The 13,081-nt window shown below is 72.9% G+C and carries 10 protein-coding genes; 5 read left to right on the forward strand and 5 right to left on the reverse strand.

What is annotated here, in order from left to right; all coding sequences use genetic code 11:
• Nucleotides 1–157: 157 nt before the first annotated feature.
• The 5 genes from AC069T_RS29775 to AC069T_RS29795 form a co-directional block, all read right to left on the reverse strand.
• Nucleotides 158–1,468 (reverse strand): DUF58 domain-containing protein, encoded by a 1,311-nt coding sequence (locus tag AC069T_RS29775; RefSeq protein ID WP_478785693.1) that lies wholly within the window; start codon nt 1,466–1,468, stop codon nt 158–160.
• On the reverse strand, nt 1,468–2,457 hold the full coding sequence (locus AC069T_RS29780) for an AAA family ATPase (protein WP_478785740.1): 990 nt from the start codon (nt 2,455–2,457) through the stop codon (nt 1,468–1,470). Before AC069T_RS29780 ends, AC069T_RS29775 begins: the two co-directional genes overlap by 1 nt.
• Nucleotides 2,457–3,647 (reverse strand): DUF4350 domain-containing protein, encoded by a 1,191-nt coding sequence (locus AC069T_RS29785; RefSeq protein WP_478785694.1) that lies wholly within the window; start codon nt 3,645–3,647, stop codon nt 2,457–2,459. The genes AC069T_RS29780 and AC069T_RS29785 overlap by 1 nt, the downstream gene beginning before the upstream one ends.
• Entirely contained in the window at nt 3,644–4,351 is a 708-nt protein-coding gene (locus AC069T_RS29790) for a DUF4129 domain-containing protein (protein ID WP_478785695.1), read from the reverse strand. Before AC069T_RS29790 ends, AC069T_RS29785 begins: the two co-directional genes overlap by 4 nt.
• A 77-nt stretch (nt 4,352–4,428) precedes the next feature.
• Nucleotides 4,429–5,790 carry a DUF7847 domain-containing protein gene (locus AC069T_RS29795; protein ID WP_478785696.1) on the reverse strand — a complete coding sequence of 454 codons (1,362 nt, stop codon included), beginning with the start codon at nt 5,788–5,790 and terminating at the stop codon, nt 4,429–4,431.
• A gap of 140 nt (nt 5,791–5,930) precedes the next feature.
• Here AC069T_RS29795 and mtnA point away from each other — a divergent pair, with 140 nt between their 5' ends.
• The 5 genes from mtnA to AC069T_RS29820 all read left to right on the forward strand — a co-directional run bounded on the left by mtnA (nt 5,931) and on the right by AC069T_RS29820 (nt 12,791).
• Nucleotides 5,931–7,079, forward strand: a complete 1,149-nt coding sequence (gene mtnA / locus AC069T_RS29800; protein ID WP_478785697.1) for an S-methyl-5-thioribose-1-phosphate isomerase — start codon at nt 5,931–5,933, stop codon at nt 7,077–7,079.
• A 4-nt stretch (nt 7,080–7,083) separates the two neighbouring features.
• Entirely contained in the window at nt 7,084–7,773 is a 690-nt protein-coding gene (gene mtrA, locus AC069T_RS29805) for a two-component system response regulator MtrA (RefSeq protein WP_220784158.1), read from the forward strand.
• 1 nt (nt 7,774) lies between these two features.
• Nucleotides 7,775–9,859, forward strand: coding sequence for an MtrAB system histidine kinase MtrB (mtrB, locus tag AC069T_RS29810; protein WP_478785698.1), 2,085 nt, complete (start codon nt 7,775–7,777; stop codon nt 9,857–9,859).
• Nucleotides 9,849–11,675, forward strand: a complete 1,827-nt coding sequence (locus tag AC069T_RS29815; RefSeq protein WP_478785699.1) for an LpqB family beta-propeller domain-containing protein — start codon at nt 9,849–9,851, stop codon at nt 11,673–11,675. The genes mtrB and AC069T_RS29815 overlap by 11 nt, the downstream gene beginning before the upstream one ends.
• Nucleotides 11,676–11,846: 171 nt before the next feature.
• Complete coding sequence (locus AC069T_RS29820; protein ID WP_478785700.1) at nt 11,847–12,791, forward strand: ComF family protein; 945 nt, start codon at nt 11,847–11,849, stop codon at nt 12,789–12,791.
• Nucleotides 12,792–13,081: the final 290 nt, after the last annotated feature.

The following is a 13,081-nucleotide window of genomic DNA, read 5'->3' on the forward strand; positions in this document are numbered from 1 at the left end:
CTGCAGGGGGGACCCTGTGGGAGAGTAGGACGCCGCCGAACAAATTTTGGAGAAAACCCCCGTACCGGGATACCGGTACGGGGGTTTTCTGCGTTTATCGATCCTCTGCATCACCGGGGGCCTCTTTCCGAGAGGCCCCCTTTTCTGTGTTCTCCGGCTACAAGCGGCCGGCAGCTTTCAGGGCGAGGTATGCGTCGGCGAGAGCAGGTGCCAGTTCGTCCGGAGTGGCGTCGACGACCGTGACGCCGTGGCGACGCAGCTGTTCGGCCGTGCGATGGCGTTCCGTTTGGGCCTGCGCCGCGGCTGCAGCCTCGTACACGGCTTCCGCGGTACCCCTGGCGGTCGCCATGCCGGCGACGTGCGGATCGGACACCGAGGCCACCAGCAGCGTATGACGCCGGGTGAGGCGGGACAGTACAGGGAGCAGGCCCTCCTCGATTGGGGCCGCGTCGAGGCTCGTCAGCAGGACGATCAGGGAGCGGCGGGGAGCCGTACGGAGTGCCATGGCGGTCAGGCCGCGGGCATCGGTCTCGACGAGTTCCGGTTCCACGGTCGCCATCGCGTGGACCAGGGAAGGCAGGACGTCGCCTGCCGAGCGGCCCTGGACCAGGGCACGTACCCGGCGGTCGTACGCCAGGAGGTCCACGCGGTCGCCGGCCCGGGAGGCGAGGGCGGCCAGCAGGAGGGCCGCGTCCATGGAGGCATCGAGCCGGGGGGCGTCGCCGACGCGGCCCGCCGAGGTGCGGCCCGTGTCGAGGACGAGCAGGATGTGCCGGTCGCGCTCGGGACGCCAGGTGCGGACGGCGACCGTCGTCTGCCGGGCCGTGGCGCGCCAGTCGATGGAACGGGTGTCGTCCCCGGGGACGTACTCGCGGAGGCTGTCGAACTCCGTACCCTCACCACGTGTCAGCACGCTGGTGCGACCGTCGAGTTCGCGGAGGCGGGCCAGCTTGGAGGGCAGGTGCTTCCTGCTGGTGAACGGGGGCAGGACGCGTACCGTCCAGGGAACCCGGTGGCTGCCCTGGCGGGAGAAGAGACCCAGGGGACCGAACGAGCGGACTGTGACGCGGTCGGCCTGGCGGTCGCCGCGGCGGGTGGGGCGCAGCCGGGTGGTGACGCGGCGGCGTTCCCCCGCGGGGACGGTCAGGCGGTGACGGGACGCGGCGACTTCCGTGCCGGGCTTCCAGCTGCTGGGCGGCCAGGCGTCCCGCAGGTGGGCGCGCAGGGGACGGCCGGACGGGTTGGTGACCGTCAGGGTGACGTCGGCGCTCTCACCGAGGCGTACCGAGGTGTCACCGGAGCGCTCCAGGCCCAGCCGGCGTACCGGCGCGGCCAGGCCGAAGTCGCAGGCGCACGCCAGGGCCAGGGGGGCGTTCACGGCGAGGATGCCCGTCCAGCCGGGTTCCCAGATGCCGACGGGCAGCGAGCCGAGGGCCGCGAGCAGCGCGGCACGTCCGGTGAGAGCCATCAGCGGGGGACGGGGACGTGGGCCAGGATCGCGTTGATGACGGAGTCGGCCGTCACGCCTTCCATCTCGGCCTCGGGCCGGAGCTGGATCCGGTGGCGCAGGGTGGGCAGGGCGAGTGCCTTCACGTCGTCGGGGATGACGTAGTCGCGGCCCGTCAGCCAGGCCCAGGCGCGGGCCGTGGCGAGGAGGGCCGTCGCGCCTCGCGGGGACACGCCGAGGGTGAGGGACGGCGATTCACGGGTGGCGCGGCAGATGTCCACCACGTAGCCGGTGATCTCGGGGGAGACGGCTGTCTTCGCGACGGCGTCGCGGGCGGCCTGCAGGTCGGCCGGTCCCGCCACGGGCCGTATGCCGGCGGCGCGCAGGTCGCGCGGGTTGAAGCCCTCGGAGTGCCGGGTGAGGACGTTGATCTCGTCCTCGCGGGAGGGCAGCGGGATGGTCAGCTTGAGGAGGAAGCGGTCCAGCTGGGCTTCGGGGAGAGGGTACGTGCCCTCGTACTCGACCGGGTTCTGGGTCGCGGCGACCAGGAACGGCTCCGGGAGCGGGCGCGGGGTGCCGTCCACCGTGACCTGGCGTTCCTCCATCGCTTCGAGGAGGGACGACTGGGTCTTGGGCGGGGTGCGGTTGATCTCGTCCGCGAGGAGGAGGTTCGTGAAGACCGGGCCGGGCTGGAAGGAGAACTCGGCGGTGCGGGCGTCGAAGACGAGGGAGCCGGTGATGTCGCTCGGCATCAGGTCGGGAGTGAACTGGACGCGCTTGGTGTCGAGTTCGAGCGCCGATGCGAGGGCGCGGACGAGCAGCGTCTTGGCGACTCCGGGAACTCCTTCGAGGAGTACGTGTCCGCGGCAGAGGAGGGCAACGACGAGACCGGTCACGGCGGGGTCCTGGCCGACCACGGCTTTGGCGATCTCGGCGCGCAGGGCTTCCAGGGAGGCGCGGGCGGCACCGGCGTCCCCGGTGTACCCGGCGTTGTCAGTGGTCGGGTCCATCATGAACGGCGTACCTCTCTTTCGAGGGCGTCGAGTTGGTCGGCGAGTGCGATGAGGGCCGCGTCGTCGCCGGGCGGCGGGCCGAAGAGCAGGGAGTGCAGGGCCTGTCCGTCGTGCAGGAGGTGGGCGGACAGGGCGGGGAGCAGGGCCTCGGGCGCGTGTGCCTGGGCCGGGGAGACGCCGATGAGGGGGGCGAGGCGGGTGCGGGTGGTGGAGCGCAGAGCGCCTGCCGCGCGGTCACGGGCGTTGGCCTTGCGGTAGAGGCGGGCGCGGCCTTCGACGGCCTCGGAGGCGCGGACCGCGACGGGAAGGCGCTCGGGGACGAGGGGGCCGAGGCGGCGGGCTCGCCACAGGGCGGCCAGGCATGCCGCGACGAAGAGCTGCAGTGTGCCCCAGAGCCAGCCCGAGGGGAGCAGGTCGAGGAAACTCTGCTCGCCCTCGTCGTCGGCGGAGGTGTCCGAGAGGGAGGGGAGGTACCAGACCACATGGGGGCGGGAACCCAGCAGTTGCAGGGCGAGGGAGGCGTTGCCCTGCTCGTCGAGGCGGTCGTTGTAGAGGATGTCGGGGGCGCCGAGCAGGACGGTGTCGCCGTCTCCGGAGGCCGCCGGGACGCGCAGCAGGGTGGGCAGGCCGTCGCTGGGGTAGCAGGAGTCGGCTTCGAGGTCGGTGCGGTAGCGGATGCCGCCGGTGTCCGCGGTGCCCGCGCGGCGGGCGGCGGGCAGGTCGCAGTGGGGGGAGAGCGTCGAGTCGAAGCTGGTCGCGGGGTCGGCGGTGACTCCGGGGACGAGGGTGCCGAGGGAGGGCGACCCGGGGGCGAGCAGGATCGTGCGGCCGCCGGCGTGCTCGGACGCCGTGTGCAGCAGGGCCTGCTGACGGGAGGTCAGCAGGTCGGGGGCGGCCACCAGCAGGGTGGTGTCGGGGCCGGCGGCGTCGCGGGCCGCGTCGGTGGTCGTGACCACACGGGTGGACACCCCGCGGTCGGCGAGGAGTTCGGCGACGGCACGGCTGCCGCTCGGGTCGGCGGAGCGCGGGTCGAGACGGCCGTGCCGGGCGTCGGAGCGGACCGCGGCGATCACGACGGCAGCCACCAGGAGCGCCACGAGGGCGAGCAGGACACCGCGCGAGCGGGTCCACACCTGGCGGGCGGTGGGCGAGCCCGAGGTGGACGGGAGCGTGGCCTCGGTGGTCATCGGGCGGTGTCCGCGAGTACGGGCCTGGTGCGTTCCAGGTCGCTGTCGAGGTCCGCGAGCCGGCGGTACGTCGCTTCGGCGGCTGCGCGTCCGCCGTATGTGACGTCGTCGAAGTCCCGGGCGGCGGTGCGCAGCCGGTCCGTGTGCGAGGGCAGGGTGCGGCCCGCCTCCGCGGCGGCCTCGTCGGCGGTGCGGCCGGGGCGGGGGTCGAGCAGGGCGCGTTCCTCCAGGGAGCGGACGACGGCGCGCATGCGTTCCTGGACGGCCTGGTTCCAGTGGCCCTGGGCGGCGTGTGCCTCGGCGGCCGCGCGGTGTTCGGCGGCGCTGCGGGGGCGGTCGTCGAACAGCGCGGCGGACGAGGCGGGGGCGCGACGCGGGGTGCCGAGGCGCCACCACAGCGCGCCGAGCACGGCCAGCACCGCGAGCACGATGACGACAAGGCCGAGCGCGCCCCCGGGGGTGGCGTCGGAGGTGGCGCCGAGCAGCTTGCCCAGCCACTCCCAGAAGGCGTCCAGTGCGCGCTGGAGGAGGCTGGGGTCGTTCTCGTGGTACATCCGTTTGGACAGCTCGCGCCGGGCGGCCTCCCGCGCGGGGTCGCGCTCGGTGGTCACCGGCGGTTCGCCGCCGGAGTGGGCCAGGGACAGCAGGCCCCCGACCCCGGCGTGCGGCAGCGTGAGCACGGCTGTGTCGCCGGTGTGCGACAAGCCACCGCAGGGCCGTTCCGGCGGCGCGGGGCAGCGCCGGTCCCGCCGTGAGGAATCCCCCCGCCAGGCTCACCGCATCAGCTCCCCGGCATGGCGCCGGTGGTGCCTGCGCCGTAGCCCTGGACACCGGCCGCGCGGGCCAGGTCGAGGTCGAGGGCCTCGCGGCGGATGCGCTGGTCGATGTAGAGCAGCACCGTCACACCGGCGTTGATCGGGAAGGTGAGCATGGATCCGATCACCGCGCCGACGCCGCTGACGACGAGGAACGTCCAGCCGAGGCCCCCGGTGCCGTTGACGAAGCCGCCGATGCCGTCGCCGCTCAGCGCGGCGGCGACGAGGGCGAACGGGATCACGATGATCGACGCCACGACGTTGGCGATGACGGTGGCGAGCAGCTGGATGCCGAAGATGCGCCACCAGGAGCCCTGCACCAGCTTCACGGAGCGCTTCAGCGACTTCCTTACGCCCTGCTTCTCCAGCATCAGGGCGGGCGAGGCGAGCGAGAAGCGGACCAGTACCCAGATCGCGACGACGCTCGCGCCGAAGCCGCCGATGAGGGCCAGCGCCGCACCGCCCGCGGCCGATCCGGCGACGGCGACCAGGACGCCGGGCAGCACGCCCACGGCGAGGATCGCGGCCCCGGTCAGCATCAGCAGGAAGACCAGTCCGAAGAGTTTGGGCAGCCGGGGACGGGCGTCGCGCCAGGCCTCCGCCGTGGTCACCGGCTTGCCGAGTACGGCGCGGCTGGTCACGCTCGTGAGGAGGGCCGTGGCGAAGACGGTGCCGATCATGCTGACCAGAGCGACGGCTCCGGAGCTCAGCATCAGGTCGCCGAAGGCACGGCCGAGCTCTCCCGCCGTGGCGCTGGGGTCGTCGAGGACGTCGGAGCCGGCCCTGTCGTCCAGGACCAGGCCCCGGAGCAGGACGACCATCACCTCCGTGACGACGGCGACGGTCAGGGAGATCCCGAGGACCGTGCGCCAGTACGTGCGCATGGTGGAGACCGCGCCGTCGAGGATCTCGCCGACGCCGAGCGGGCGCAGCGGGATCACGCCGGGCTTGGCCGCGGGCGGCGGGCCGCCCCAGTTGCCTCCCCAGCCGCCGGGTCCGGCGTATCCGCCAGGGGCGCCATAACCGGGAGCGCCGTAACCATGGGCGCCATAACCGGGTGCCCCGTAGCCGGGGCCGCCGGGGCCCGCGGGGGGCGGGGCGCCCCAGCCCTGGCCGGGCTGCGGCGGAGGCGGCGGGGCCTGCGGCGGTGCCTGGGGGGCCGGTGCGGTCCACCGGCCGGGCGGGGGCTGCTCCTTGGACCACTTCGACGGGGGGTCGGTCGGGTCCGTGCCGTGCGGGTCCGTGGGCTGTGCAGGGCCGGTGCGGTCCGGCTCCTGCCCGTCGGAGGGGGCGGATCCGGGCGAGGCCCAGCCCGGAGTGTCGTTCATCGTCGCTCCTTCACGGTGCCCGTCCGCGGGCGCGGCGGCAGGTTGGCAGCCATCGTGCCACGGCGTGCGTGTCCCGGGACCGGGGGTCGTCCGGGCTGCACACCTTCAATTGTCCGCCCGGTACGGGGCAGACTGAGCGGATGGCTGATCAGTACGCGCAGGTCCGCGAAGACAACCGGCCCACGGAGATACCGGCGATCCGCTGGGAGGAACCACCTGAAGGTCCCGTACTGGTGCTCCTCGACCAGACGCGGCTGCCGGCCGAGGAGGTCGAGCTGGTGTGCACGGACGCCCCCGCGCTGGTGGAGGCGATCCGCACGCTCGCGGTGCGCGGGGCGCCGCTGCTCGGCATCGCCGGGGCGTACGGGGTCGCGCTCGCCGCCGTGCGCGGCTTCGAGGTGGAGGACGCCGCCGTGGAACTGGCCGGCGCCCGGCCGACCGCCGTGAACCTCGCCGTCGGGGTGAACAGGGCCCTGGCCGCGTACCGCGCCGCGCTCGCCGGCGGTGGCGGCCAGGAGCAGGCCGCCGCGGCGGCGCTCACCGCGGCGCGGGCCCTCCACCGGGAGGACGCCCAGGCCAGCGCGCGTATGGCGGAGCACGGCCTGGCACTGCTGGATGAGCTGCTGCCGGGCGGCGGCCACCGGATCCTGACCCACTGCAACACCGGAGCGCTGGTGTCCGGCGGGGAGGGCACGGCGTTCGCGGTGGCCCTCGCGGCACACCGGGTGGGGCGGCTGCGGCGGCTGTGGGTGGACGAGACGCGCCCGTTGCTGCAGGGTGCGAGGCTGACCGCGTACGAGGCGGCGCGCAACGGAATGGCGTACACCTTGCTCACGGACAGTGCGGCGGGCTCCCTGTTCGCCGCGGGAGAGGTGGACGCGGTGCTCGTCGGTGCCGACCGGATCGCCGCCGACGGTTCGGTGGCGAACAAGGTGGGGAGCTATCCGCTCGCCGTGCTGGCCCGCTACCACCACGTGCCGTTCATCGTGGTGGCGCCGGTGACGACGGTGGATCCGGGCACCCCGAACGGCGCTTCCATCGAGGTCGAGCAGCGGGGCGGTCATGAAGTGACGGAGATCACAGCACCTCAGGTGCCGGTGGCAGGAGTGGGAGCGGGAGGCGGGATACCGGTGGCACCACTGGGCACCCAGGCGTACAACCCGGCATTCGATGTGACGCCGCCCGAGTTGGTGACGGCGATCGTCACCGAAGAGGGCGCCGTGTCGCCCGTCACGGCGGAGGCGCTAGCCGAGCTGTGTGCCAGGTCACGCCAAGTAACGATTAGCTAATGGGATGATGTCGTTTATGAAGGGACGAGTCCTTGTCGTCGATGACGACACCGCACTGGCCGAGATGCTCGGCATTGTGTTGCGTGGTGAAGGTTTTGAGCCGTCTTTCGTAGCCGACGGCGACAAGGCGCTGGCCGCTTTCCGTGAGACCAAGCCCGATCTGGTGCTCCTGGACCTGATGCTGCCCGGACGGGACGGTATCGAGGTGTGCCGCCTGATCAGGGCGGAGTCCGGGGTGCCGATCGTGATGCTCACGGCGAAGAGCGACACCGTCGACGTCGTGGTCGGCCTCGAGTCGGGCGCCGACGACTACATCGTGAAGCCGTTCAAGCCGAAGGAGCTGGTGGCGCGGATCAGGGCGCGGCTGCGGCGGTCCGAGGAGCCGGCGCCCGAGCAGCTCACCATCGGTGATCTGGTCATCGACGTGGCCGGTCACTCTGTGAAGCGGGAGGGGCAGTCCATCGCGCTGACGCCGCTGGAGTTCGATCTGCTGGTGGCGCTTGCCCGCAAGCCGTGGCAGGTGTTCACGCGTGAGGTGCTCCTGGAGCAGGTGTGGGGCTACCGGCACGCGGCGGACACCCGCCTGGTCAATGTCCATGTCCAGCGGCTTCGCTCCAAGGTCGAGAAGGACCCGGAGCGGCCGGAGATCGTGGTGACCGTACGTGGTGTCGGTTACAAGGCCGGACCGAGCTGACGTGTCCAGGGACAGTGCCGCTTCGGCGCCCGGGCAGCCGGGGGCTCGCGCGGAGCGGCCTGTCGGTCGGACGATGACGGGCTCCCGCTGGGGACGCCTCGTCCCGGGCGGGCTGCTCCAGGGCGGAGTCCAGGGCAGCCCGGTCCTGCGGCTGTTCACGCGCTGGGTGCGCCGCCCGCTGCTGCCCGTCATGCGGCTGTGGCGGCGCAACATCCAGCTCAAGATCGTCGTGACGACCCTGCTGATGTCGCTCGGCGTGGTGCTGCTGCTCGGCTTCGTCGTCATCGGGCAGGTGCGCAACGGCCTGCTGGACGCCAAGGTGCGGGCCTCGCAGAGTCAGGCCACCGGCGGGTTCGCGGTGGCCAAGCAGAAGGCGGACACGGCCGCGGCTTCGAGCGGCGACGGCGGTTCGGACACGGAGGGCCGATCGCCGCAGAGCGTCAGCCCCCAGTGGATGAGCGACCTGGTCGAGTCGCTGTCCAGCGGCGGCCAGGGTGCCTTCGACGTGGTGACGCTCAGCACGTCCGCGCCGGTCGGCGACGAGAGCGGCGGGCGCGGCCCCCGTTCCTCCGGCAACGTCGACCCGGCGGCCAGTGTGCCCGAGGACCTGCGGCGCCGCGTCGACACCAGCATGGCCGCCGCCCAGAGCTACACCCGTGTCGTCTACACGGACGAGAAGGAGTCCCAGCCGGCGCTGGTCATCGGCAAGCAGGTCAACGACCCCAAGGGCAACCCGTACCAGCTGTACTACCTCTTCCCGCTGACGCAGGAGGAGAAGTCGCTGAGCCTGGTCAAGGGGACGCTCGCGACGGCCGGGCTGTTCGTCGTGGTGCTGCTCGGGGCCATCGCCTGGCTCGTGGTGCGCCAGGTGGTCACGCCGGTACGGATGGCGGCGGGCATCGCCGAGCGGCTCTCCGCCGGCCGCCTGCAGGAGCGGATGAAGGTCACCGGCGAGGACGACATCGCCCGGCTCGGCGAGGCGTTCAACAAGATGGCGCAGAGCCTGCAGCTGAAGATCCAGCAGCTGGAGGACCTGTCCCGGATGCAGCGGCGCTTCGTGTCCGACGTGTCGCACGAGCTGCGTACGCCGCTGACGACCGTGCGGATGGCCGCCGACGTCATCCACGACGCGCGCGTGGACTTCGATCCGATGACCGCCAGGTCGGCCGAGCTGCTCGCCGACCAGCTGGACCGGTTCGAGACGCTCCTGGCGGATCTGCTGGAGATCAGCCGCTTCGACGCGGGAGCGGCGGCCCTGGAGGCCGAGCCGATAGACCTGCGGGAAGTCGTCCGCAGAGTCATCAGCGGGGCCGAGCCGCTCGCCGAGCGGAAGGGCACGCGCATACGCGTCGTCGGCGACCAGCAGCCCGTGGTCGCCGAGGCGGACGCCCGGCGCGTGGAGCGGGTGCTGCGCAATCTCGTCGTCAACGCCGTGGAGCACGGCGACGGCAAGGACGTGGTGGTCAGGCTCGCCGCGGCGGGCGGGGCGGTCGCCATCGCGGTCCGTGACTACGGCGTGGGTATCAAGCCCGGTGAGGCGACCCGCGTCTTCAGCCGTTTCTGGCGGGCCGACCCGGCACGCGCGCGGACCACCGGCGGTACCGGGCTCGGCCTGTCCATCGCCCTGGAGGACGCGCGGCTGCACGGCGGCTGGCTCCAGGCGTGGGGCGAGCCGGGCGGCGGTTCGCAGTTCCGGCTGACGCTGCCGCGGACGGCGGACGAACCGCTGAGGGGATCGCCGATACCCCTGGAACCCAAGGACTCCCGGCGCAACCGAGGACTCCACGACGCCGGTCTGCCGCACGCCGGCGGTGGCAAGCTCGCCACGGTCCCCGTCCAGCCGTCCGGCGAGCACGCGGCGGCGCGGGCGTCCATGGCGGCCCGGCCGGCCGGCGCGCCCCCCACGGCCGACCCGACGGCGCTGCCCGGCAACGGGGCACGCGTGGTGCCGCGGGCCGCCCAGCCCGCCCGGCGGCAGGACGATCCGCCGCCCGCGGCGGCGCCCGGGGACGGCGCGCAGCGGCCGTCCGACGGGGGCGGCAGGACGGACGAGGTCAAGGAAGGGAAGGCATTTCGTGGGCGCTGAGGGGGGAGGCCGCCGGCGCCCGGTGCGCCTCGGCGTGTACGTCGGCTGTGGTGCCGTACTGCTCGCGGGGTGCGCCTCGATGCCGGACGGCGGGGATCTGCGCGACGTGGAGTCCACGCCGCGCCAGGACGCGCAGGTGCGGGTGTTCGCGATGCCGCCGCGGGAGGACGCCCGGCCCGAGGAGATCGTGCAGGGCTTCCTGGAGGCGCTGACCAGTGACGACCCGCAGTACGAGACGGCGCGGAAGTACCTGACCGAGGGCGCCCGGCGGAAGTGGAAGCCGTACGAGTCCACGACCGTGCTCGCGGACGGGCCGAACACCGTGCCGCAGCACGGGGACCGGGAGAGCGGCGACGACTACGTCTACACGCTGTCCGGTCTCAAGGTCGCCACCGTGGACGCGCAGCACGCGTACGCGCCCGACGACGGCGCGTACAAGAAGTCGGTGTACCTCACGCAGCAGAAGGACAGGCAGTGGCGCATCGACGGGCTGCCGCAGGGCGTGCTGATGGGCAAGTCCGACTTCCAGCGCAACTACCTGTCCGTGAACAAGTACTACTTCGCCTCGACCGTGCCCACCGGCTCGGGCGGGCGGCCGGGAGCCGTCGCCGACCCGATCTACGTGCGCAAGGAGGTCGACCCGATGACCGAGACGGTCCGGGCACTCCTGAGGGGGCCCACCCGCTGGCTGGATCCGGTGGTGAGGTCGAGCTTCCCCTCGCGCACGGCTCTCAGGAGCGGCGTCGGTTCGCTGGCACCCGACGACCAGAACAGGCTCACGGTGCCGCTGAACGCGAAGGCGGACCACGTCGGGCAGTCCCAGTGCACCAGGATGGCGGCCCAACTCCTCTTCACGCTCAAGGATCTGACACCCACCGGGGTGGAGGAGGTGAAGCTCGAGCGCTCCGACGGCTCGCAGCTGTGCGTGCTCGGCGAGGACAGGTCGGGGACCGTCGCCTCGCACGGCGCGGGAAAGCCGCCCGAGTACCAGTACTTCATCGACGAGAAGCAGCGGCTGGTGCGGCTGCTGGCCACCGGCAGCGGCAAGGATCCCGAGCCGGTGCCCGGGGCGCTGGGCGAGGGCGGCAAGGCGCTGCGTACCGCCGCGGTCTCACGCGGCGAGGACAGCGCGGCCGGGGTCTCCCTCGACGGGCGTTCGCTCTACGTGGGGTCGCTGGTGTCGGGCAGTTCGCTCGGCCAGGCGGTGCTGCGCAGCCGGGGCAAGACCGAGGACGAGCGGCTGACGAGGCCCAGCTGGGACGGTTCGGGTGACCTGTGGGTGGCCGACCGCGACCCGGAGGACTCCCGGCTGCTGGTGCTGGAGAAGGGCGCGGGCGACCCGGTCACGGTCAGGACGCCGCAGCTCGACGGCCGTATCAAGGCGGTGCGGGTGGCCGCCGACGGGGTGCGGATCGCCCTGATCGTGGAGAAGGACGGCAGGACCTCCCTGCAGATCGGGCGGATCGAGCGCGAGAGCGGGAGCGGTGGGCGGCCCGGCGTCTCCATTCTCGAACTGCGCTCCGCGAGCCCGCAGCTGGAGGAGGTCACGGCCATGTCGTGGGCCGCGGACAGCCAACTGGTCGTGGTCGGCCGCGAGTCGGGCGGTGTGCAGCAGATGCAGTACGTCCAGGTCGACGGTTCCACTCCGCTGCGTACGCCCCCGTCGGCGCTCACCGGGGTGAAGGAGATCGCCGCGTCCGAGGACGAGCGGCTGCCGCTGGTGGCGTACTCGGTGGACGGGATCGTGCGCCTGTCGGCGGCCTCGCAGTGGCAGAAGGTGGTCAAGGAGGGGACGGCGCCCATCTATCCCGGGTAGCCGGAGGCCCTCTCCGGGGCGCGGTGCGGGCGGTCGAGGCCCGGCTGGAAGCGCCTTGTTCCATGGGCGGGCACCGGACGGGTGACGCTTGTGGACGGACGGAGGACGTTGTCCACAGGGAGTTGTCCACAGGGGTGGCAGCCCGGCCCGGGCGTTGGCACAGTGGTGGCCATGCGGGGGTGGTGGCAGGACCTCACCGACCTGGTGCTGCCGGCCGAGTGCGGAGGCTGCGGACGACTTCGTACGGTGCTCTGTCCCGAGTGCCGTGCGGTTCTCTGCGACACCGTGCCGTGCCGGGTGCGACCGGTGCCGGAGCCGGCGGGGCTTCCCGTGGTGCACGCGGCGGCTCCCTACGAGGACGAGGTGCGGGCGGTGCTCCTCGCCCACAAGGAACGGGGCGCGCTGGCTCTCGCGGGCCCGCTGGGGGCGGCTCTGGCAGGAGCCGTGCGGGCGGGGCTCGGGGAGCGGACGCCTGAGGTGGGTGCTGCCGGGCCCGTGACCGGGCCGGGCGGCCTTCCGCCGGGCCGGCGGGCACCGGTGCCCGCCGGGTGCGCCGGGGCTGTCCCAGAGCCCGTGCTGCTCGTTCCCGTGCCGTCCGCGCGCAGGGCGGTGCGGGCCCGGGGGCACGATCCCGCGCGGCGGATCGCGCTCGCGGCGGCGGGGGAGCTGCGCCGCGGCGGGACGGCGGCCCGGGTGCTCGGCGTCCTGCGCCAGCGCCGTCCGGTGGCCGACCAGTCGGGACTCAACTCCCGGCAGCGGCTGGACAATCTCGCGGGTGCCCTGGAGGTGGCCGCCGCGGGCCGCCGACTGCTGGCCGGTGCCGGGCGGGTGGTCCTGGTCGACGACCTGATGACCACCGGTGCCTCGCTGGCGGAGGCGGCGCGGGCAATCCGGGAGGCCTGCGCGGCACAGCCTGCGGACGCACGCGCGTACGTCTCGCGAACATGGGCACGAGCGGAAGTGCGGACGATCGACGAAAGGGCGGTGACGGCCGATGAGAGGGAAAATCGAACCAGGACCCGGCCGGGCACGGCGGGCACGGATCCCGGCGGAAACGTGATCGGTGCAGCGGTGGTCGCGGCCTCACCGGACGCTTTCGAAATAAACCGGAACTGAGCAAGAACTTGCATCGTTGCAGGTAATAAGACGGGTACTTCACCTGAACGGAGGTGTACCGCAGTAGAGGGTGACGACATCCGTCCGGGCGAGATATGTTCGGTTGTGAGGCAATGGCGCAGGCCGTACCTCGCGGATCCGAATGCCGTGTCGCGGGTTTCTCCTCAATCACCCGCACCGGTGGGGTGGAGATCTTGTCCGCGGGGGAGGAGGAGGTGACAGTCACCGAGTCCGAGGTTCCGGGACTTACCGGAGTCTGGTGCAAGAGGGAGATGCTCCGCCGACGCGCG

Source organism: Streptomyces sp. NPDC043867 (assembly GCF_056435845.1).

Excerpts from the sequence above, each read along its gene's own strand:
- AC069T_RS29775 (WP_478785693.1), bottom strand. The coding sequence starts at position 1,468 with ATGGCTCTCACCGGACGTGCCGCGCTGCTCGCGGCCCTCGGCTCGCTG.
- AC069T_RS29780 (WP_478785740.1), bottom strand. The coding sequence starts at position 2,457 with ATGGACCCGACCACTGACAACGCCGGGTACACCGGGGACGCCGGTGCC.
- AC069T_RS29785 (WP_478785694.1), bottom strand. The coding sequence starts at position 3,647 with ATGACCACCGAGGCCACGCTCCCGTCCACCTCGGGCTCGCCCACCGCC.
- AC069T_RS29795 (WP_478785696.1), bottom strand. The coding sequence starts at position 5,790 with ATGAACGACACTCCGGGCTGGGCCTCGCCCGGATCCGCCCCCTCCGAC.
- mtnA (WP_478785697.1), top strand. The coding sequence starts at position 5,931 with ATGGCTGATCAGTACGCGCAGGTCCGCGAAGACAACCGGCCCACGGAG.
- mtrA (WP_220784158.1), top strand. The coding sequence starts at position 7,084 with ATGATGTCGTTTATGAAGGGACGAGTCCTTGTCGTCGATGACGACACC.
- AC069T_RS29820 (WP_478785700.1), top strand. The coding sequence starts at position 11,847 with ATGCGGGGGTGGTGGCAGGACCTCACCGACCTGGTGCTGCCGGCCGAG.